Annotated in this window: 29 protein-coding genes; 27 read left to right on the plus strand and 2 right to left on the minus strand. The window is 67.8% G+C overall.

Translation table 11 applies throughout. From position 1 onward, the window contains the following. Window positions 1-13 precede the first annotated feature (13 nt). From rplC to rplO, 26 genes are all read left to right on the plus strand, one after another. Window positions 14-667, plus strand: coding sequence for a 50S ribosomal protein L3 (rplC, locus tag AC5Y6X_RS20150; protein ID WP_499988669.1), 654 nt, complete (start codon window positions 14-16; stop codon window positions 665-667). Further along, window positions 667-1329 (plus strand): 50S ribosomal protein L4, encoded by a 663-nt coding sequence (rplD, locus tag AC5Y6X_RS20155; RefSeq protein WP_499988670.1) that lies wholly within the window; start codon window positions 667-669, stop codon window positions 1327-1329. The genes rplC and rplD overlap by 1 nt, the downstream gene beginning before the upstream one ends. After that, window positions 1329-1631, plus strand: a complete 303-nt coding sequence (gene rplW / locus AC5Y6X_RS20160; protein ID WP_324679852.1) for a 50S ribosomal protein L23 — start codon at window positions 1329-1331, stop codon at window positions 1629-1631. Before rplD ends, rplW begins: the two co-directional genes overlap by 1 nt. Window positions 1632-1658: 27 nt before the next feature. After that, complete coding sequence (gene rplB / locus AC5Y6X_RS20165) at window positions 1659-2501, plus strand: 50S ribosomal protein L2 (RefSeq protein ID WP_324679853.1); 843 nt, start codon at window positions 1659-1661, stop codon at window positions 2499-2501. Window positions 2502-2516: 15 nt separating this feature from the next. Further along, window positions 2517-2798 (plus strand): 30S ribosomal protein S19, encoded by a 282-nt coding sequence (rpsS, locus tag AC5Y6X_RS20170; protein ID WP_003873514.1) that lies wholly within the window; start codon window positions 2517-2519, stop codon window positions 2796-2798. Continuing rightward, window positions 2795-3370 carry a 50S ribosomal protein L22 gene (rplV, locus tag AC5Y6X_RS20175; protein WP_324679857.1) on the plus strand — a complete coding sequence of 192 codons (576 nt, stop codon included), beginning with the start codon at window positions 2795-2797 and terminating at the stop codon, window positions 3368-3370. The genes rpsS and rplV overlap by 4 nt, the downstream gene beginning before the upstream one ends. Further along, window positions 3370-4200: a 30S ribosomal protein S3 gene (rpsC, locus tag AC5Y6X_RS20180; protein WP_324679859.1), complete on the plus strand. Its 831-nt coding sequence runs from the start codon at window positions 3370-3372 to the stop codon at window positions 4198-4200. Before rplV ends, rpsC begins: the two co-directional genes overlap by 1 nt. Before the next feature lie 3 nt (window positions 4201-4203). After that, window positions 4204-4620: a 50S ribosomal protein L16 gene (rplP, locus tag AC5Y6X_RS20185; protein ID WP_324679862.1), complete on the plus strand. Its 417-nt coding sequence runs from the start codon at window positions 4204-4206 to the stop codon at window positions 4618-4620. Further along, the gene (gene rpmC / locus AC5Y6X_RS20190; protein WP_324679864.1) at window positions 4620-4853 is read left to right on the plus strand and encodes a 50S ribosomal protein L29; all 234 of its coding nucleotides are present in this window, start codon (window positions 4620-4622) and stop codon (window positions 4851-4853) included. The genes rplP and rpmC overlap by 1 nt, the downstream gene beginning before the upstream one ends. After that, a complete protein-coding gene (rpsQ, locus tag AC5Y6X_RS20195; protein WP_324679866.1) occupies window positions 4850-5242 on the plus strand; it encodes a 30S ribosomal protein S17 in 393 nt (130 codons plus the stop codon). The genes rpmC and rpsQ overlap by 4 nt, the downstream gene beginning before the upstream one ends. A gap of 157 nt (window positions 5243-5399) precedes the next feature. Next, on the plus strand, window positions 5400-7754 hold the full coding sequence (locus tag AC5Y6X_RS20200; RefSeq protein ID WP_499988673.1) for an arylsulfatase: 2355 nt from the start codon (window positions 5400-5402) through the stop codon (window positions 7752-7754). 142 nt (window positions 7755-7896) lie between these two features. Then, entirely contained in the window at window positions 7897-8406 is a 510-nt protein-coding gene (locus AC5Y6X_RS20205) for a hypothetical protein (protein WP_499988674.1), read from the plus strand. Window positions 8407-8485: 79 nt separating this feature from the next. Then, window positions 8486-9412: a DUF4436 domain-containing protein gene (locus AC5Y6X_RS20210; protein ID WP_324679871.1), complete on the plus strand. Its 927-nt coding sequence runs from the start codon at window positions 8486-8488 to the stop codon at window positions 9410-9412. A gap of 184 nt (window positions 9413-9596) precedes the next feature. Then, window positions 9597-10538 (plus strand): DUF4436 domain-containing protein, encoded by a 942-nt coding sequence (locus AC5Y6X_RS20215; RefSeq protein ID WP_324679873.1) that lies wholly within the window; start codon window positions 9597-9599, stop codon window positions 10536-10538. A gap of 30 nt (window positions 10539-10568) precedes the next feature. Further along, on the plus strand, window positions 10569-11453 hold the full coding sequence (locus AC5Y6X_RS20220; protein ID WP_499988675.1) for a formylglycine-generating enzyme family protein: 885 nt from the start codon (window positions 10569-10571) through the stop codon (window positions 11451-11453). A gap of 65 nt (window positions 11454-11518) precedes the next feature. Further along, window positions 11519-11821, plus strand: coding sequence for a PIN domain-containing protein (locus tag AC5Y6X_RS20225; RefSeq protein WP_499988676.1), 303 nt, complete (start codon window positions 11519-11521; stop codon window positions 11819-11821). Between the two features lie 174 nt (window positions 11822-11995). Beyond that, window positions 11996-12364, plus strand: a complete 369-nt coding sequence (gene rplN, locus AC5Y6X_RS20230) for a 50S ribosomal protein L14 (protein WP_076061527.1) — start codon at window positions 11996-11998, stop codon at window positions 12362-12364. After that, window positions 12365-12682, plus strand: a complete 318-nt coding sequence (gene rplX, locus AC5Y6X_RS20235) for a 50S ribosomal protein L24 (RefSeq protein WP_324679881.1) — start codon at window positions 12365-12367, stop codon at window positions 12680-12682. Further along, complete coding sequence (gene rplE, locus AC5Y6X_RS20240; protein ID WP_324679883.1) at window positions 12682-13245, plus strand: 50S ribosomal protein L5; 564 nt, start codon at window positions 12682-12684, stop codon at window positions 13243-13245. The genes rplX and rplE overlap by 1 nt, the downstream gene beginning before the upstream one ends. A 4-nt stretch (window positions 13246-13249) precedes the next feature. Beyond that, window positions 13250-13435 (plus strand): type Z 30S ribosomal protein S14, encoded by a 186-nt coding sequence (locus AC5Y6X_RS20245; protein WP_011739072.1) that lies wholly within the window; start codon window positions 13250-13252, stop codon window positions 13433-13435. Window positions 13436-13450: 15 nt separating this feature from the next. Continuing rightward, a complete protein-coding gene (gene rpsH, locus AC5Y6X_RS20250) occupies window positions 13451-13849 on the plus strand; it encodes a 30S ribosomal protein S8 (protein ID WP_499988677.1) in 399 nt (132 codons plus the stop codon). Between the two features lie 18 nt (window positions 13850-13867). Next, window positions 13868-14407: a 50S ribosomal protein L6 gene (gene rplF, locus AC5Y6X_RS20255; RefSeq protein ID WP_499988678.1), complete on the plus strand. Its 540-nt coding sequence runs from the start codon at window positions 13868-13870 to the stop codon at window positions 14405-14407. Between the two features lie 41 nt (window positions 14408-14448). Continuing rightward, a complete protein-coding gene (rplR, locus tag AC5Y6X_RS20260; RefSeq protein WP_499988886.1) occupies window positions 14449-14817 on the plus strand; it encodes a 50S ribosomal protein L18 in 369 nt (122 codons plus the stop codon). Between the two features lie 22 nt (window positions 14818-14839). Next, on the plus strand, window positions 14840-15517 hold the full coding sequence (rpsE, locus tag AC5Y6X_RS20265) for a 30S ribosomal protein S5 (protein ID WP_499988679.1): 678 nt from the start codon (window positions 14840-14842) through the stop codon (window positions 15515-15517). Next, a complete protein-coding gene (gene rpmD, locus AC5Y6X_RS20270) occupies window positions 15514-15720 on the plus strand; it encodes a 50S ribosomal protein L30 (RefSeq protein ID WP_324679900.1) in 207 nt (68 codons plus the stop codon). Before rpsE ends, rpmD begins: the two co-directional genes overlap by 4 nt. Further along, on the plus strand, window positions 15717-16157 hold the full coding sequence (gene rplO, locus AC5Y6X_RS20275) for a 50S ribosomal protein L15 (RefSeq protein ID WP_499988680.1): 441 nt from the start codon (window positions 15717-15719) through the stop codon (window positions 16155-16157). Before rpmD ends, rplO begins: the two co-directional genes overlap by 4 nt. Window positions 16158-16230: 73 nt before the next feature. Here the strand turns inward: rplO and AC5Y6X_RS20280 are convergent, their stop codons facing one another. Then, a complete protein-coding gene (locus tag AC5Y6X_RS20280; RefSeq protein WP_499988681.1) occupies window positions 16231-17157 on the minus strand; it encodes an LLM class flavin-dependent oxidoreductase in 927 nt (308 codons plus the stop codon). A 38-nt stretch (window positions 17158-17195) separates the two neighbouring features. On the opposite strand from AC5Y6X_RS20280, the gene sppA reads away from it, so the two are divergent. After that, on the plus strand, window positions 17196-19001 hold the full coding sequence (gene sppA / locus AC5Y6X_RS20285; RefSeq protein ID WP_499988682.1) for a signal peptide peptidase SppA: 1806 nt from the start codon (window positions 17196-17198) through the stop codon (window positions 18999-19001). A gap of 3 nt (window positions 19002-19004) precedes the next feature. On the opposite strand, the gene AC5Y6X_RS20290 is transcribed toward sppA, so the two are convergent. Further along, window positions 19005-19919 (minus strand): class I SAM-dependent methyltransferase, encoded by a 915-nt coding sequence (locus AC5Y6X_RS20290; protein WP_499988683.1) that lies wholly within the window; start codon window positions 19917-19919, stop codon window positions 19005-19007. Window positions 19920-19925 lie beyond the last annotated feature (6 nt).

Consider the following 19925-nt stretch of genomic DNA (forward strand, 5'->3'; position numbering starts at 1 on the left):
AGATCCAGAACTGATGGCAAGAAAAGGCATCCTGGGTACCAAGCTGGGCATGACGCAGGTGTTCGACGAGAACAACAGGGTTGTGCCGGTGACGGTGGTCAAGGCCGGCCCCAACGTGGTGACCCGCATCCGCACGCCGGAGCGCGACGGCTACAGCGCCGTGCAGCTGGCCTACGGGGAGATCAGTCCCCGCAAGGTCAACAAGCCGGTGACGGGCCAGTACACCGCGGCGGGCGTCAACCCGCGCCGGTATTTGGCCGAGCTGCGCCTGGAAAACCCGGACGCGGCCGCCGAATACGAGGTCGGCCAGGAGCTGACGGCCGAGATCTTCGCCGACGGCACCTATGTCGACGTGACCGGCACGTCGAAGGGTAAGGGCTTCGCCGGCACCATGAAGCGGCACGGTTTTCGCGGTCAGGGCGCCAGCCACGGTGCCCAGGCGGTGCACCGCCGTCCGGGTTCCATCGGCGGGTGCGCGACTCCCTCGCGGGTATTCAAGGGCACCCGGATGGCCGGCCGCATGGGCAACGACCGGGTGACCGTGCAGAACCTGTTGGTGCACAAGGTCGATACCGAGAACGGCGTGCTGCTGATCAAGGGTGCGATCCCCGGCCGTACCGGTGGACTCGTGATGGTCCGCAGCGCGATCAAACGAGGTGAGAAGTGATGGCCGCCAAGAGCCTGAAGATCGATGTCAAGACGCCGGACGGCAAGGTCGAGGGTTCCGTCGAGCTGCCCGCCGAATTGTTCGATGCGCCGGCCAATATCGCGCTGATGCACCAGGTGGTCACCGCGCAGCGGGCGGCGGCGCGCCAGGGCACGCACTCGACCAAGACGCGCGGCGACGTCCGCGGCGGGGGCCGCAAGCCCTACCGGCAGAAGGGAACCGGGCGAGCCCGGCAGGGCTCGACGCGGGCCCCGCAGTTCACCGGTGGTGGCGTCGTGCACGGCCCCAAGCCGCGCGACTACAGCCAGCGCACGCCCAAGAAGATGATCGCCGCGGCGCTGCGCGGCGCGCTGTCCGACCGGGCGCGCAACGGGCGCATCCACGCGGTCACCGAGCTGGTGTCGGGTCAGGCCCCGTCGACCAAGAAGGCCAAGGCGTTTCTGGGCACCCTGACCGAGCGCAAGCAGGTGCTCGTCGTCATCGGCCGCAGCGACGAGGCCGGCGCCAAGAGCGTGCGCAACCTGCCCGGTGTGCACGTCCTGGCGCCCGACCAGCTCAACACCTATGACGTGCTGCGCTCCGACGACGTGGTGTTCAGCGTCGAGGCGCTCAATGCCTACATCGCCGCGAACACCAGTTCTGCCGAGGAGGTTTCGGCCTGATGGCGACCGTCACCGATCCCCGCGACATCATCCTGGCCCCGGTCATCTCCGAGAAGTCCTACGGGCTGCTCGACGACAACGTGTACACCTTTGTGGTGCACCCCGATTCGAACAAGACGCAGATCAAGATCGCCGTGGAGAAGATCTTCTCGGTCAAGGTCGCATCGGTGAACACCGCCAACAGGCAGGGCAAGCGCAAGCGCACCCGGACCGGTTACGGGAAGCGCAAGAACACCAAGCGCGCCATCGTCACGCTGGCGCCGGGCAGCAAGCCGATCGACCTGTTCGGTGCACCGAGCTAGGCGCGCGAGAGAAAGACCTGATTAGACATGGCAATTCGCAAGTACAAGCCGACGACCCCGGGCCGTCGCGGCGCCAGCGTGTCCGACTTCGCCGAGATCACCCGGTCGGAGCCGGAGAAGTCGTTGGTGCGCCCGCTGCACGGCCACGGCGGGCGTAACGCGCACGGCCGGATCACCACCCGTCACCGCGGCGGTGGGCACAAGCGCGCCTACCGGGTGATCGACTTCCGCCGCAACGACAAGGACGGCGTCAACGCCAAGGTCGCCCACATCGAGTACGACCCGAACCGCACCGCCAACATTGCGCTGCTTCACTACCTGGACGGCGAGAAGCGCTACATCATTGCCCCGCTGGGACTCTCGCAGGGTGACGTGGTGGAGTCGGGCGCCAACGCCGACATCAAGCCGGGCAACAACCTGCCGTTGCGCAACATCCCGGCCGGTACCCTGGTGCACGCCGTGGAGCTGCGCCCGGGCGGTGGCGCGAAGCTCGCGCGGTCGGCCGGGTCGAGCATTCAGCTGCTCGGCAAGGAGGGCAGCTACGCGTCGCTGCGCATGCCCAGCGGCGAGATCCGCCGGGTCGACGTGCGTTGCCGTGCGACGGTCGGCGAGGTGGGCAACGCCGAGCAGGCAAACATCAACTGGGGCAAGGCCGGTCGCATGCGGTGGAAGGGCAAGCGTCCCTCCGTGCGCGGCGTGGTCATGAACCCGGTGGACCACCCGCACGGCGGCGGCGAGGGCAAGACCTCCGGGGGCCGTCACCCGGTCAGCCCGTGGGGTCAGCCCGAGGGCCGCACCCGTCATCCGAACAAACAGAGCAACAAGCTCATCGTCCGCCGCCGGCGCACCGGCAAGAAGCACTCGCGGTAAGAGGAGTAGCCAGCCATGCCACGCAGCCTGAAGAAGGGCCCGTTCGTCGACGGCCACCTGCTCAAGAAGGTGGACGCGCAGAACGAGAAGAACACCAAGCAGGTCATCAAGACCTGGTCCCGGCGTTCCACAATCATCCCGGACTTCATCGGCCACACGTTCGCCGTGCACGACGGGCGCAAGCACGTCCCGGTGTTCGTCACCGAGGCGATGGTCGGCCACAAGCTGGGTGAGTTCGCGCCGACGCGAACCTTCAAGGGGCACATCAAGGACGACCGAAAGGCCAAGCGCCGATGAGCACCACCACGGAATTTCCTTCGGCGGTCGCCAAGGCACGGTTTGTGCGGGTGTCGCCGAGAAAGGCGCGCCGGGTCATCGACCTGGTGCGCGGCCGGTCGGTGGCCGATGCGCTGGACATCTTGCGCTGGGCGCCGCAGGCGGCCAGCGAGCCGGTCGCCAAGGTGATCGCCAGCGCCGCGGCCAACGCGCAAAACAACAACGGGCTGGACCCGGCGACCCTGGTGGTCGCCACCGTCTACGCCGACGAGGGCCCGACCGCCAAGCGCATCCGTCCGCGCGCGCAGGGCCGCGCGTTCCGCATCCGCCGGCGCACCAGCCACATCACCGTCGTGGTGGAAAGCCGGCCGGCAAAGGACCAGCGGTCGGCCAAGTCGAGCAGGGCGCGTCGCGCCGAGGCCAGCAAGGCCGCCGCCAAGGCCCCGGCCAAGAAGGCGCCGGCCAAGAAGGCGCCGGCCAGCAAGGCGGCCGCGAAGAAGGCGCCCGCCAAATCGGCCGCCAAGAAGGCACCGGCAAAGAAAGCACCCGCGAAGGCGTCTGAGGCTTCTGAAGCGAAGGGAGGCTCAGACTAGTGGGCCAGAAGATCAATCCGCACGGCTTCCGGCTGGGCATCACCACCGACTGGAAGTCGCGCTGGTACGCCGACAAGCAGTACGCCGAGTACGTCAAGGAGGACGTCGCGATCCGTCGGCTGCTTTCCACCGGCCTGGAGCGCGCCGGCATCGCCGACGTGGAGATCGAGCGCACCCGCGACCGGGTCCGGGTGGACATCCACACCGCCCGCCCGGGCATCGTGATCGGCCGCCGCGGCACCGAGGCCGACCGGATCCGCGCCGACCTGGAGAAGCTGACCGGCAAGCAGGTGCAGCTCAACATCCTCGAGGTGAAAAGCCCTGAGTCCCAAGCGCAGTTGGTGGCCCAGGGCGTCGCCGAGCAGCTGAGCAACCGGGTGGCGTTCCGCCGCGCGATGCGCAAGGCCATTCAGTCGGCGATGCGCCAGCCGAACGTCAAGGGCATCCGGGTGCAGTGCTCGGGCCGCCTCGGCGGCGCGGAGATGAGCCGTTCGGAGTTCTACCGCGAGGGCCGCGTGCCCCTGCACACCCTGCGCGCCGACATCGACTACGGCCTTTACGAAGCCAAGACCACCTTCGGCCGGATCGGCGTGAAGGTGTGGATCTACAAGGGCGACGTCGTCGGCGGCAAGCGCGAATTGCCCGCCGCCGCACCGGCGGGCGCCGAGCGTCCGCGCCGCGAGCGGCCGTCGGGGACCCGTCCGCGGCGCAGTGGCGCGTCGGGCACCACGGCGACCAGCACCGAGGCCGGCCGCGCGGCGGGCGGCGAGGAGCAGGCCGCCGCGCCGGAGGCCGCGGCGCCCGTTGAAGCGCAGAGCACGGAGAGCTGAATCATGTTGATTCCCCGCAAGGTCAAGCACCGCAAGCAGCACCATCCCCGCCAGCGCGGCATCGCCAGCGGCGGCACGCAGGTGAACTTCGGCGACTACGGCATCCAGGCCCTCGAGCACGCCTACGTCACCAACCGGCAGATCGAGTCCGCCCGTATCGCCATCAACCGGCACATCAAGCGTGGCGGAAAGGTGTGGATCAACATCTTCCCGGACCGCCCGCTGACCAAGAAGCCCGCGGAAACCCGAATGGGTTCGGGTAAGGGCTCGCCGGAGTGGTGGGTGGTCAACGTCAAGCCCGGTCGGGTGCTGTTCGAGCTCAGCTACCCCAACGAATCGGTCGCCCGGGCGGCGCTCACCCGCGCAATCCACAAGCTGCCGATCAAGGCACGCATCGTTACCCGAGAGGATCAGTTCTGATGGCAGTGGGCATTTCGCCTGGCGAACTGCGTGAGCTCACCGACGAGGAGCTGACCGAGCGCCTGCGCGAATCCAAGGAGGAGCTGTTCAACCTGCGCTTCCAGATGGCGACGGGACAGCTCAACAACAACCGCCGGCTGCGCACGGTGCGCCAGGAAATCGCGCGCGTCTACACCGTGCTGCGGGAACGAGAACTGGGCCTGGCTTCCGGGCCCGACGGTAAGGATTCGTGATGGCAGAAGCTAAGAAGGCCGCCGCCAAGGCCGCGAAGGCGGCCAAGGCGCCCGAGAAGGCCGCCCCGAAGAAGGCCGCCGCGAAGGAAACCGCGGCGAAAGACAAGGGCCCCCAGCACACCCCGCGCGCCCCGAGGACGCGTGGCCGGCGCAAGACCCGCATCGGCTACGTGGTGAGCGACAAGATGCAGAAGACCATCGTGGTCGAGCTCGAAGACCGGATGCGACACCCGCTGTACGGCAAGATCATCCGGACCACCAAGAAGGTCAAGGCGCACGACGAGAACAGCACCGCCGGCATCGGGGACCGGGTGGCGCTGATGGAGACGCGTCCGCTGTCGGCGACCAAACGCTGGCGGCTCGTCGAGATCCTCGAGAAGGCCAAATAGCGCCGGACTCACCCTCGGCGAGCAGTCGCAAACGCCCCCATTTTTGACCGAAAATGGGGGCTTTTGCGTCTTCTCACGAATACTCAGCTGATTGCTACCCGGCGCGTGTAATGTCCACGGACGTTCGGTAAGGCCACCCTGGGAGTGAGGCTGTCCAATGACGTCGACCGGATTCAACGGCAAGATCGCGCTGGACATCCGTGACTCGGAGCCGGACTGGGGACCGTACGCGGCGCCGACCGCGCCGCCGAACTCGCCGAATGTCCTCTATCTGATCTGGGACGACACCGGCATCGCGACCTGGGACTGCTTCGGCGGCTTGGTCGAGATGCCCGCGATGACGCGGATCGCCGAGCGCGGGGTGCGGCTGTCGCAATTCCACACCACCGCGCTGTGCTCGCCGACGAGGGCGTCATTGCTGACCGGTCGCAACGCCACCACCGTCGGGATGGCCACCATCGAGGAATTCACCGACGGCTTCCCGAACTGCAACGGCCGCATTCCGGCCGACACCGCGCTGCTCTCCGAAGTGCTAGCCGAACGTGGCTACAACACCTACTGCACCGGCAAGTGGCATCTGACGCCGCTGGAGGAGTCCAGCATGGCGTCGACCAAGCGGCACTGGCCGACCTCGCGCGGTTTCGAACGGTTTTACGGGTTCCTGGGCGGCGAGACCGACCAGTGGTATCCCGACCTGGTCTACGACAACCACCCGGTGAATCCGCCGGGCACGCCGGAGGACGGCTATCACCTGTCCAAGGACATCGCCGACAAGACCATCGAATTCATCCGCGACGCCAAGGTGATTGCGCCCGACAAGCCTTGGTTCAGCTACGTGTGCCCCGGGGCGGGCCACGCGCCGCACCACGTCTTCAAGGAATGGGCCGACAAGTATGCCGGCCGGTTCGACATGGGCTATGAGCGCTACCGCGAGATCGTGCTGGAAAAGCAGAAGTCGATGGGGATCGTGCCGCCGGGCACCGAACTGTCGCCCGTCAACCCGTATTTGGATGTGACGGGACCGCAAGGCCAGCCGTGGCCCATGCAGGACACGGTGCGGCCGTGGGACTCGCTGGGCGACGAAGAGAAGAAGCTGTTCAACCGGATGGCCGAGGTCTTCGCCGGCTTCCTGAGCTACACCGATGCCCAAATCGGCCGAATACTGGACTATCTCGAGGAATCCGGCCAACTGGACAACACCATCATCGTGGTGATCTCCGACAACGGCGCCAGCGGCGAGGGCGGCCCGAACGGATCGGTCAACGAAGGCAAGTTCTTCAACGGCTACATCGACACCGTCGAAGAGAGCATGAAGCTGTTCGACCACCTCGGTGGACCGGAGACCTACAACCACTACCCGATCGGGTGGGCGATGGCCTTCAACACGCCCTACAAGCTCTACAAGCGCTACGCCTCGCACGAGGGCGGCATCGCCGACACCGCGATCATCTCCTGGCCCAAGGGGATTGCCGCGCACGGCGAGGTGCGCGACAACTACGTCAACGTGTGCGACATCACGCCGACGGTCTACGACCTGCTGGGCATGACACCGCCGGATACCGTCAAGGGCATCCCGCAGAAGCCGCTCGACGGGGTGAGTTTCAAAGCGGCCCTTGCCGATCCGAACGCTGACACCGGAAAGGAAACCCAGTTCTACACCATGCTGGGCACCCGGGGGATCTGGCACCAGGGCTGGTTCGCCAACACCATTCATGCGGCGACGCCCGCGGGGTGGTCGCATTTCGACGACGACCGCTGGGAGCTATTCCACATCGAGGCCGATCGCAGCCAATGTCATGACCTGGCCGCCGAGCAACCCGAGAAGCTGGAAGAGCTCAAGGCGCTGTGGTTTTCCGAGGCCGCCAAGTACAACGGTCTGCCACTGTCGGACTTGGACCTGATGGAGACGCTGACACGTTTCCGCCCCTACCTGGTCGACGAACGGGCCAGCTACACCTACTACCCCCACTGCGCGGACGTCGGCATCGGGGCCGCCGCCGAGATCCGCGGCCGGTCGTTTGCGGTGCTGGCCGACGTGACCGTGGACACCACCGGCGCCGAAGGCGTGCTCTTCAAGCAGGGCGGCGCGCACGGCGGGCACGTGCTGTTCATCCAGGACGGGCGGTTGCACTACGCCTACAACTTCCTCGGCGAGCGGCAGCAGGTGGTTTCGTCGTCGGATCCGGTGCCGTTGGGCAGGCACGTGTTCGGCGTCAGCTATTCGCGGACCGGAACCGTGCCCAACAGCCACACTCCGCTCGGTGACCTCACGCTGTTCGTCGACGACAAGGAGGTCGGCAGGCTCGCCGACGTGAGCACCCATCCGGGGACGTTCGGGCTGGCCGGTGCGGGCATCACGGTCGGGCGCAACGGCGGTTCGGGGGTGTGCAGTCGCTACAAGGCGCCGTTCGAGTTCACCGGCGGCACCATCGCCCAGGTCAACATCGACCTGTCGGGCCGGCCGTACGTGGACGTGGAAGCCGAAGTTGCGCTTGCGTTTTCGCGCGACTGAGGTCTTGGCGCTGTGCTTGCTGGCAGTCCCGGCGGCGGGGTGCGAAAAGACCACCGCGGGCAGGGCCATCGGTGGGACCGGCTCGTCGTCGACAACCACAACGATCTCGCGACCGTCCGATCCGGCGGAGCCGGTGCCGGGCGTGGAAGTCACACTGCCCGACCACATCCCGCCCAATGCCATCGTGTGCATGCCGCCACCCCCGGCCAGCGGCAGCATGGCAAGGGCTTTCGTGGCGGACCCACGGGCGCCCCTCATCGTCCTCCCGCTGCCGGACGGCTGGAATCCGGTTCCCGGCACCGGCGACGTGGCGCTCACGTCGACCGGGCCCGACGGCATGTCGGTGAAGGTGACCATCACCCCGACGGACCTCGATCCCGGCGGCGCGTTCCTGCGCTACGCCACCGATCTGCGCACCGCCAAGCCGGGCGTCAAGGTCAACGTCGCACCGGCCCAGTTCTGCGGCTACAGCAGCCAGCTGCTGAGCGGCACCGTCCCCGGCGCCGTCGACTTCGCCGACCGCATCACCCACATCTGGACCAACACCAAGGCGTACCTGGTGGTCATCCATCTGCAGGGCCCCGCCGGAACGCCGGGCTTCGAGGCGGCGAAATCTACGGTGATGCAACAATTCGCGGTCGTAATCCCCTGAAAACCGTGTGCCGGACGCCTCCGCTGGCTAGCATCTGAGCCCATCTTCGACGGCTTCCAACTGCTCAGGGAGGACACCAATGACCGCTGGACCGATGCCGCCGCCCGCGCCGCCCGGAGGGCGCGCACGCCGAATCGCGATCGCATTCGCGATTCTGGTGGCCGTCATCGTCGTCTACGTCCTGTCCCTGATCGCCGTGCACCTGTTGGCCAAATCGGCGCCTCCGCTGCCAGCGGTGGACCTGAGCAAGGTCGAGGCCGAGGACAGCGTTGTGCAGGTGCGCCTGGAGAAGCTGGACACCGTGGCGAATCGCTTGACGGTGAATGTCCTTGTCTATCCGAAGGATTCGCTGTACGACAAGAACTTCGGCGTGCTCACCACCGACGCGGCGGTGCGGCTGTATCCGGAGAACGACCTGGGCGACCTGCAGTACCCGGTCGGAAAGGCGCCGGCGCAAGTCAGCACCACGATCGCGGCGCAGGGCGACCCGGGCAACTGGCCGTTCGACTCGTACAGGACGGAGGTGATCGCGGCCGACGTGTTCACCGGTTCCGGCCCGAACCGCGAAAAGGCCCCGGCCCGTGTCGAAGTCATCGGGCATCTGGACGGCTGGGACGCCACCGTCACCCGTGTGCACGACCCCGACGATCCCAACCCCGACGTGCAGGACAACGTGACGATCACGCTGCAGAGGGCCAAGGGCCCGCTGATCTTCGATGTCGGCATCTGCCTGGTCCTCATCGCCCTGCCCGTGTTGGCCTTGTGGGTGGCCATACCCGTCGCGCTGGGCCGGACGTCGTTCCTGCCGCCGATGACAACATGGTACGGCGCGATGCTGTTCGCCATCGTCCCGCTGCGCAACATCCTGCCGGGCAGCCCCCCGTACGGATCGTGGATCGACCAAGCCATCGTGCTGTGGGTGCTGATCGGGTTGGTCGCCGCGATGGCACTGTTCCTGCTCGGCTGGTGGCGCCAGCGGGATCGAAAGCAGTCGACCAAGACCTGATCGCCGCGGATCCGGCGCGCGCCCCGGATTTCGCTGGCCGGTGAACAACGGCTGCGTAAGCCGACGCAAATCACCTATTGAGGGGGGAAATTTCGATGTCTCGCGGGGACGGCGCCGGTTCGCTACGATCTAATCCTTGTGCGCTCGCCCCGCCGAGCGCCACAACCCCTCGGAGGTGTTGACGATGACCCAGGCTCCCCCCGCACCACCGCCCTCGACACCTCCCACGCCGGAACAGCCGCCGGCGGCGCCGTCAGAGGCGGCCCCCACCCGGCGCAAGCGCCGCAAGGCAGTCGCTTTCGGCCTCCTCGCGGCCTTCGTCGTCTACGGCCTGTCGCTGTTCGGCGTCCACCTGCTTTTCAACGCGGCGGGACCGATCAAGCCACCGGACCTCAATGCGACCGACGACACCGTCGTGCTGGTGCGCATGGAGAAGCTGGATACGGTTGCGAATCGCCTGTCGGTGAAAGTGCTTGTCATTCCCCAGGACAAGATGTTCGACAAGCGCCTCGATGTGCTGACCACCGACACCGCCGTGCGCATGGATCCGCCAAACGATCTGGGAGACCTGGTCTACCCGGCGGGTAAGTCGCCGGCACAGGTCGCCACCACGATCGAGGCACATGGCAATCCCAACAACTGGCCGTTCGACTCCTACAGCACCGACACCCTTTCCGCCGAAGTGCTCGTCGGCCAGGGTGACGCCCGCCAATACGTACCGGCCCGGGTGGAAGTCACCGGGCAGCTGGAAGGCTGGGAGGTCAGCGTCCGCCGGGTGGGCGAAGCGAGCCAGGAATCGGACCGCGGCGACAACGTGATCATCACGTTGCACAGGTCCAAGGGCACGCTGATCTTCGACGCGGGAATCTGCCTGGTGCTCTTCACCCTGCCCGCCTTGGCGGTGACGATCGCCACCCTGATGCTGATGGGGAAGCGGAAATTCGCGCCGCCGTTCGGGTCGTGGTTCGCCGCGGTACTGTTCGCCGTCATCCCCATCCGCAACTTCCTGCCGGGCTCCCCGCCCGCGGGCGCCTGGGTCGACCAGGCCCTGGTGCTCTGGGTGCTGATAGCGCTGGTGGTGGCGATGATCCTGTTCTTTGTCACCTGGTATCGACGAACCGATTAGCGCGGTTGGTGGGCGCCCTACCCTGAAGGGATGCTCACCGAACTGGTCGAATTACCCGGCGGATCGTTCCGCATGGGCTCGACGAGCTTTTATCCCGAGGAAGCGCCGATCCACACCGTGACCGTCGCCCCGTTCGCGGTGGAGCGGCACCCGGTGACCAACGCGCAATTCGCCGAATTCGTCAGTGCCACAGGCTATCTGACGGTCGCCGAGCAACCGATCGACCCGGCGCTGTATCCGGGCGCGAATCCCGACGACCTGTGTCCGGGCGCGATGGTTTTCCGCCCGACGCCCGGCCCGGTCGACCTGCGTGACTGGCGGCAGTGGTGGGACTGGGCGCCCGGTGCGAACTGGCGTCATCCGTTCGGCCCGGACGGCCCGGACAGCGCCGCGCCGGACCGAGCCGATCACCCCGTTGTCCAGGTGGCCTATCCGGACGCCGCGGCCTACGCGCGCTGGGCCGGGCGGCGGCTGCCGACCGAGGCCGAGTGGGAGTACGCCGCCCGCGCCGGCACCACCACGACCTATTCGTGGGGGGACGAGGAGCGGCCCGGCGGCCGGCTGATGGCCAACACTTGGCAGGGCAGGTTCCCGTACCGCAACGACGGCGCGCTCGGCTGGGTGGGCACCTCGCCGGTGGGGACGTTTCCGTGCAACGGGTTCGGCCTGATCGACATGATCGGCAATGTCTGGGAGTGGACCGCGACCGAGTTCTCCGCGCACCACCGGCTCGGTCAGCCGCCGAAGGCATGTTGCGCGCCATCGGGGCCCGCCGATCCGGCCGTCAGCCAGACGCTGAAGGGCGGTTCGCACCTGTGCGCTCCGGAGTACTGCCATCGCTACCGCCCGGCGGCGCGGTCACCGCAATCGCAGGACACCGCGACGACCCACATCGGGTTCCGCTGCGTGTCGTAGGGCTGCACCGCCCGGTCCCTGGTGGACGAGCTAATCGCCGAGCGGCGCGCCGAGGCGCAGGACAATTGACCGTTCTCGACGCGTCGGCGCTGCTGGCACTGATCCACGAGGAGCCCGGCGCCGACCTGGTCGCCGGGGCCATGACCGGTTCGGTCATCGGCACCCCGAATCTTGCCGAGGTCGTCGGCAAACTCGTCGACGCGGAGCTCGCCGGCGCCCTGCGCGCCATCACCGGCGGAAAACGGCTCTCGCTCGGCGACCGATGCTGCCTTGCCCTGGCCATCCGCAGTTCGCCCCCGATCGTCATGACCGCCGACCGTGCCTGGGCCGGCCTCGACCTGCCGATCGAGGTTCGGGTCATCCGCTAGGCAATTATTGGCGAAATTTGGCCCTGAGCTGGTCGTCCCCTAGACTCTAGGGGTTGCCTTGGGCAGACCTCGGCCGGTGCGAATCGGCCCCGCGTGCCCTTCGGCCACACAGACCGCGCACGTCAGGTTTTGGGTTTCCCCTGCCGTGCACACGCAACCAGGTCAGGAGATCGAGTGATTCAGCAGGAATCGCGGCTGAAGGTCGCCGACAACACCGGCGCCAAGGAGATCTTGTGCATACGGGTGCTCGGCGGTTCGTCGCGACGCTACGCCGGCATCGGTGATGTCATCGTTGCCACCGTGAAGGACGCCATTCCGGGCGGCAACGTCAAGCGTGGCGAGGTCGTCAAGGCCGTCGTGGTGCGCACCGTCAAGGAGCGCAGGCGCCCCGACGGCAGTTACATCAAGTTCGACGAGAACGCCGCGGTGATCATCAAGCCCGACAACGACCCGCGCGGTACGCGCATCTTCGGTCCGGTCGGTCGCGAACTGCGTGAGAAGCGATTCATGAAGATCATCTCGCTGGCCCCGGAGGTGTTGTAGATGAAGGTCCACAAGGGCGACACCGTGCTGGTTATCGCGGGTAAGGACAAGGGCGCCAAAGGCAAGGTCCTGCAGGCCTACCCGGACCGCAACCGGGTTCTGGTCGAGGGCGTCAACCGGATCAAGAAGCACACCCCGATCTCGACGACGCAGCGCGGAGCCCGGTCGGGCGGAATCGTCACCCAGGAGGCGCCGATCCACGTGTCCAACGTGATGGTGGTCGACTCGGACGGCAAGCCCACCCGCGTCGGCTACCGCGTCGACGAGGAGACCGGCAAGCGGGTCCGTATTTCCAAGCGCAACGGCAAGGACATCTGATGAGTACCGCGGAAAAGGTTCAGCCGCGCCTGAAGCAGCGCTACCGCAACGAGATTCGGGATGCGTTGCACAAGCAGTTCGGCTACGGCAACGTCATGCAGATCCCGACGGTGACGAAGGTCGTCGTCAACATGGGGGTCGGCGAAGCGGCCCGGGACGCCAAGCTGATCAACGGCGCCGTCAACGATTTGGCGCTGATCACCGGGCAACGGCCGGAGATCCGCAAGGCGCGCAAGTCGATCGCGCAGTTCAAGCTGCGCGAGGGCATGCCGATCGGGGTGCGGGTCACCCTGCGCGGAGACCGGATGTGGGAGTTCCTGGACCGCCTCACATCGATTGCGCTGCCACGCATTCGTGACTTCCGCGGGCTCTCGCCCAAGCAGTTCGACGGTGTCGGCAACTACACCTTCGGGCTGGCCGAGCAGTCGGTGTTCCACGAGATCGATGTGGACAAGATCGACCGGGTCCGCGGCATGGACATCAACGTCGTCACCTCGGCGACGACCGACGACGAAGGACGAGCGCTGTTGCGGGCCCTCGGCTTTCCGTTCAAGGAGAACTGACTAGATGGCTAAGAAGGCACTGGTTAACAAGGCCGCGCGCAAGCCGAAGTTCGCGGTGCGCGGCTACACCCGCTGCAGCAAGTGCGGCCGCCCGCGCGCGGTGTTCCGCAAGTTCGGGCTGTGCAGGATCTGCCTGCGCGAGATGGCGCACGCGGGTGAGCTGCCCGGCGTGCAGAAGAGCAGCTGGTGACAGGGGACTAACGATATGACGATGACGGACCCCATCGCAGACTTCCTGACGCGTCTGCGCAACGCCAACTCGGCGTATCACGACGAGGTGAGCTTGCCGCACTCCAAGCTCAAGGCCAACATCGCCCAGATCCTCAAGAACGAGGGATACATCAGCGACTACCGGACCGAAGACGCCCGGGTGGGCAAGTCGCTGGTCATCCAGCTCAAGTACGGGCCGAGCCGCGAACGCAGCATCGCCGGTCTGCGCCGGGTGTCCAAGCCGGGCTTGCGGGTGTACGCGAAATCGACCAATCTGCCGCGGGTGCTCGGCGGCCTGGGCGTGGCGATCATCTCGACGTCCTCGGGCCTGCTGACCGATCGCCAGGCGGCCAGACAGGGCGTGGGCGGCGAAGTCCTCGCATACGTGTGGTGAGGGGTTGAGGTAAAAGCCATGTCGCGCATTGGTAAGCAGCCGATTCCGGTCCCCTCCGGGGTCGACGTCACAATCGACGGCCAGAAGGTCTCGGTGAAGGGGCCCAAGGGCACGCTGGATCTGAAGGTGGCCGAGCCGATCAGGGTGTCGCGCAACGACGACGGTGCCATCGTGGTCACCCGTCCCGACGACGAGCGGCGCAACCGCTCGCTGCACGGGCTGTCTCGCACCCTGGTGTCCAATCTGGTCACCGGTGTGACGCAGGGTTACACCACCAAGATGGAGATCTTCGGTGTCGGTTACCGGGTGCAGCTGAAGGGGTCCAATCTCGAGTTCGCGCTGGGATACAGCCATCCCGTGGTGGTCGAGGCCCCCGAGGGCATCACGTTCGCGGTCCAGTCACCCACGAAGTTCACGATTTCCGGGATCGACAAGCAGAAGGTCGGCCAGATCTCGGCGAACATCCGCCGCCTGCGCCGTCCCGACCCGTACAAGGGCAAGGGCGTGCGCTACGAGGGCGAGCAGATCCGCCGCAAGGTCGGAAAGACAGGTAAGTAGTCATGGCGAAAACACAAGCTGCCGCCGCCGTGCGAAAGCCGGTGGGGCAGAGCGTATCCGAAACTCGGCGGGTCTCCCGGGTGCGCCGGCACGCACGGCTGCGCAAGAAGATCGCGGGCACCGCGGCGCGCCCGCGGCTGGTGGTGCACCGATCGGCGCGGCACATTCACGTGCAACTGGTCAACGACGAGAACGGCACCACGGTGGCCGCCGCGTCGTCGATCGAGGCCGACGTGCGCGGCGTGGACGGCGACAAGAAGGCCCGCAGCGTGCGGGTCGGTCAGCTGATCGCCGAGCGCGCCAAGGCCGCCGGCATCGAGAGCGTGGTGTTCGACCGTGGCGGATACACCTACGGGGGACGGATCGCGGCGCTGGCCGATGCCGCGCGCGAGAACGGATTGAGTTTCTGATGACAACTGGAAGGACCGCATGATGGCGGAGCAGCCGACCGGCGCGCAAGGCGCCCCAGAGGGCCGCGACGCACGCGGCGACGGCCGCGATTCCCGCGGCAGGCGCGACAGCGGCCGCGGTGGTCGTGATCGGGACCGTGACGGCGACAAGAGCAACTACCTGGAGCGGGTCGTTGCCATCAACCGAGTCTCCAAGGTGGTCAAGGGTGGCCGGCGATTCAGCTTCACCGCCCTGGTCATCGTGGGTGACGGCAACGGCATGGTCGGTGTCGGCTACGGCAAGGCCAAGGAGGTCCCGGCCGCGATCGCCAAGGGCGTCGAAGAGGCGCGCAAGGGCTTCTTCCGGGTTCCGCTGATCGGCGGCACCATCACGCACCCGGTGCAGGGCGAGGCGGCCGCGGGCGTGGTGCTGTTGCGTCCGGCCAGCCCGGGTACCGGTGTGATCGCCGGCGGCGCCGCGCGCGCGGTGCTGGAATGCGCTGGGGTGCGCGACATCCTGGCCAAGTCGTTGGGCAGCGACAACGCGATCAACGTGGTGCACGCCACCGTCGCCGCGCTCAAGCTGCTGCAGCGTCCCGAGGAGGTGGCCGCCCGCCGCGGACTGCCGATCGAGGATGTCGCACCGGCCGGGATGCTCAAGGCGCGACGCGAAAGTGAAGCGCTGGCCAGCGCGACGGCGGCGCGGGAGGCACAGCCATGAGTCAGCTGAAGATCACCCAGGTGCGCAGCACGATCGGGACGCGCTGGAAGCAGCGCGAGAGCCTGCGCACGCTGGGGCTGCGCCGGATTCGCCATTCGGTGGTCCGGGAGGACAACGCACAGACGCGCGGCCTGATCGCGGTGGTGAGCCACCTCGTCGAGGTGGAGCCGGCCGAGACGGGCGCCGGAGGTAAGAACAAATGACACTCAAGCTGCACGACCTGAAGCCCGCGCCCGGGTCGAAAACCGCTCGTACCCGCGTCGGTCGCGGCGACGGCTCCAAGGGCAAGACCGCGGGACGGGGCACCAAGGGCACCAAGGCCCGCAAGCAGGTGCCGACGACCTTCGAGGGCGGGCAGATGCCGATCCACATGCGGCTGCCCAAGCTCAAGGGATTCCGCAACCGGTTCCGCACCGAATACGAGATCGTCAATGTCGGTGACATCAACCGGCTGTTCCCCAAGGGCGGCACCGTCGGCGTCGACGACCTGGTCGCCAAGGGCGCCGTCCGCAAGAACTCGTTGGTCAAGGTGCTCGGCGACGGCAAGCTGACCGTCAAGGTCGACCTGTCGGCGCACAAGTTCAGCGGCAGCGCACGCGAGAAGATCACCGCCGCGGGCGGCTCAGTCACCGAGCTGTAGCTCCCCTGCGCGAGCAGACGCAAAAGCCCCCGACACGCCGTGCGTGCGGGGGCTTTTGCGTCTGCTCGCGGGACTAGCGCAGCTGCGGAATCACTTCCGCGGCAAGGCGTTCCATCTGCTCGCCGTTCTCGGCGACGTCGGCCCCGACGGGGTTGAGCAGCAGCATCTGCGCCCCGGCGTCGATAACCTCGCGTAGTCCGCGCGCGACGTCGTCAGCGGTGCCCGACACGGGAACCGAATCGATGCCGGACATCTGCCCGTAGATGCGGCGCAGCCCGGCGAGCACCCGCTCGCGCGCCCGCGCGGCATCGTCGTCGATCATCAGATAGACCCGTTTGCCGATGGTGAAGCGCGTCGGGTCCTTGTGCTGTTCGTCGAGTTCGCGGCGCACGATGCCGACGGCTTCGGCGAACGCCTCGGTGGTGGACGAGCCCGCGCCCAGAAACGAGTCACCGTGGCGCACCGCCCTGGCCAGCGCCCTGGGGGCATTCCCGCCGAACCAGATCGGCGGGTGTGGCCGCTGCACCGGCTTCGGCTGGATGGGAAGGTCGTCGACGTCACGGAACCGGCCGTGGAACGTCACCCTGGGTTCGTCGGACCAGGCTGCCTTCATCAGTTCCAGGCCCTCGGTGAAATAGCTGATGTAGGTTGCCTTTTCGACGCCGAATGCGGCGAACCTGCGAAATCCGCCGCCGGGTGCGACGCCGACGTCCAGCCGCCCGTGGGACAACCGGTCCACGGCGGTCACGGACGATGCCAGCTGCAGCGGATCATGCAACGAGGACACCAGCACGGCGACCCCGAGGCGCAGCCGCTCGGTGCAGGCCGCGCAGTAGGCCAGCAGCTCCAGCGGTGCCAGCAGCGGCGCCTCGCCGATGATCTGCTCGAGCACCCAGCCCCCCTCGAACCCGAGTTCCTCGGCCCGCGCGAGATACAAGCGCAGCCCGGCGGCGTCGAGGCCATCGAAGTCGAATTGGGGGATGGCGATCGAGAACCTCACCCCACCACCGTACGGCCGCCGATCGGTAGGCTGCGATCATGTTCGCCTTCCTGCCTTCGCTTCCCGGCATCGCGAAATGGGGGGACGAGGTGCGCGCCCTGGCCGGTCGCGTCGACACCGCCTGGCACCACGGCGTTCCCAACGGCTGCGTGCTCGAACTCAGCCTGCGCTCGGTGCCGCCGGAGACCTCCGGCTTCGACCCGCTGGCGATCATCACCGGGGCCGGACGGCCGCTGACGCTGCGCGACGCCGTCGCCGCGATCCACCGCGCCGCCGAGGACGACCGTGTTGCCGGGCTGATTGCCCGCGTGCAGCTCTCCGCGGCGCCGCCGGCGGCGGTTCAGGAGCTGCGCGAGGCCGTCGCGGCCTTCACCGCCGTCAAGCCGTCGCTGGCGTGGGCCGAGACCTATCCGGGCACGCTGTCGTACTACCTGGCTTCGGCATTCGGCGAGGTGTGGATGCAGCCCTCGGGCGTCGTCGGCCTGGTCGGCTTCGCCAGCAACGCCACCTTCCTGCGGGATGCGCTCGAGAAGGCGGGAATCGAACCCGAGTTCGTCACGCGCGGCGAATACAAGTCGGCGGTCGACCGGTTCACCGAGGACGGCTTCACCGAAGCCCACCGCGAGGCCGTGACCAGGCTGCTGGAAAGCCTGCAGGAACAGGTATGGCGGGCGGTCGCCGAATCACGCAGCATCGATCCGGGCGGGATCGATGCGCTGGCCGACCGGGCCCCGCTGTTGCGCGACGACGCCGTCGCCTCCGGCCTGGTCGACCGGATCGGCTTCCGCGACGAAGCTTATGTGCGGATCGCGGAACTGGTTGGCGTGGAAGGCATCTCACCGGAGTTCATCGACTCCGACGACAACGCCCCACCGCGGCTCTATCTGTCGCGATACGCCGGCGCGGCCCAGTCCCGGCTGGCCCCGCCGCTGCCGCCGATCCCCGGCCGCCGGCCCAAACCCACGCTGGCCCTGGTGACGGTTGCGGGCCACATCGTCGACGGCCGCGGCGGGTCCCGGTTCCTGCCGTTCGGCCCCACGGCCGTCGGCGGCGACACGATCGCGGCGGCGCTGCGGGAGGCGGCCGCCGACGACGCGGTGTCCGCGATCGTGCTGCGGGTGGACAGCCCGGGCGGCTCGCTCTGTGCGTCGGAGACCGTCTGGCGCGAGGTGACACGGGCCCGGCGGCGCGGCAAACCGGTGGTGGCGTCGCTGGGCTCGGTGGCCGCCTCGGGCGGGTATTACATCTCGATGGGCGCCGACGCGATCGTGGCCAATCCGGGCACGATCACCGGCTCGATCGGTGTGTTCACCGGAAAGTTCGTCATTCGCGATCTGAAGGAACGGCTCGGGGTGGGCTCGGATGCGGTGCGCACCAACGCCAATGCCGATGCCTGGTCGATCGACGCGCCGTTCACGCCGCAGCAGCGGGCCCACCAGGAGGCCGAGGCGGACCTGGTCTACGCCGACTTCGTGGAGCGGGTGGCGCAGGGCCGCAATTTGAGCGTCGAAGCGGTGGATGCCGTTGCCCGGGGGCGGGTTTGGACCGGCGGCGACGCCGCCGAGCGCGGCCTGGTGGACGAACTCGGCGGGCTCTGGACCGCCGTGCGCCGGGCCAAGGTCCTGGCCGGCCTGGACGAGGACACCGAGGTGCGCATCGTCAGCTATCCGGGCGCCTCGCTGCTGGACTTCGTGCGGCCCCGGGCGTCGTCGCAACCGGCCGCGGCGTCGCTGCCGGACGCGCTTGGCGCGCTGCTGGGCCGCTCGGCCGCCGGGATCCTGGAGAATGTCGGGCAGGCGCTGAGCGGGACGCGCGTGCTGTGGCTGGGGGAGTCGCGCTTCTAGCCTTCAGCCGGTGAGCCCGCCGCTGATGAAGATGATCTCGCCGAGCGGGTCGTCCTGTTCCGGGGCGGGCACCTCGATGTCGTTGCGCTTGAACATTTCCGTGCGCGTCACGCCCTCGACGTCCCACCCCTTGGCGCGCAGATAGTCGACGACGTGGTTGCGCTCGCCGGCGTAGACCAGCGACGCCATGTCGATGTCCACGCCGTGGTCCCGGAAGGAGCCGGACATCTCGCGCACCCGGTCGGCATCGAAATCCACTATGCCGGGGACGAATTCGGTGGCGATCGTGCTCCCGGGCACGCTGAGCGCGGTGATGTTGTCGAACAACCGGTCCTGCGCCTCCGGCGGCAGGTAGATCAGCAGGCCCTCGGCCAGCCACGCGGTCGGTGCGGCGGTGTCCAGCCCGGCCGCTCGTAGCGCCGCCGGCCAGTCGGCGCGCAGGTCGATCGGGACGGTGCGGCGTTCGGCGGTCGGCTGCGCGCCGAGGCCCTCCAGCGTGCTGGTCTTGAACCCGATCACGCGTGGCTGGTCGATCTCGTAGACCACGGTGCCGGCCGGCCACGGCAGCCGGAAGGCGCGCGAGTCCAATCCCGACGCGAGGATCACCACCTGGCGGACGCCGGTGCGGGTCGCGTCGATGAAGTAGTCGTCGAAGTACTTGGTGCGCACCGCCATTCCGTCGATCATGGCCTGGATGCGCGTCGGCGACGCGTTCTCGATCGCGTCCAGGTCGAGCTCGCCGTCCATCATCCTGGTGAAGAAATCCACCCCCACCGCGCGCACCAGCGGGTCGGCGAACGGGTCGTTGATCAGGCCGCGCGGATCCTTGGTCGCCATCGCGCGGCCGGCCGCGACCATCGTCGCGGTCGCGCCCACGCTGGACGCGAGATCCCAGTTGTCGTCGTGAGCGCGTGGCATACGCCG

Source organism: Mycobacterium sp. NGS26 (genome assembly GCF_059813025.1).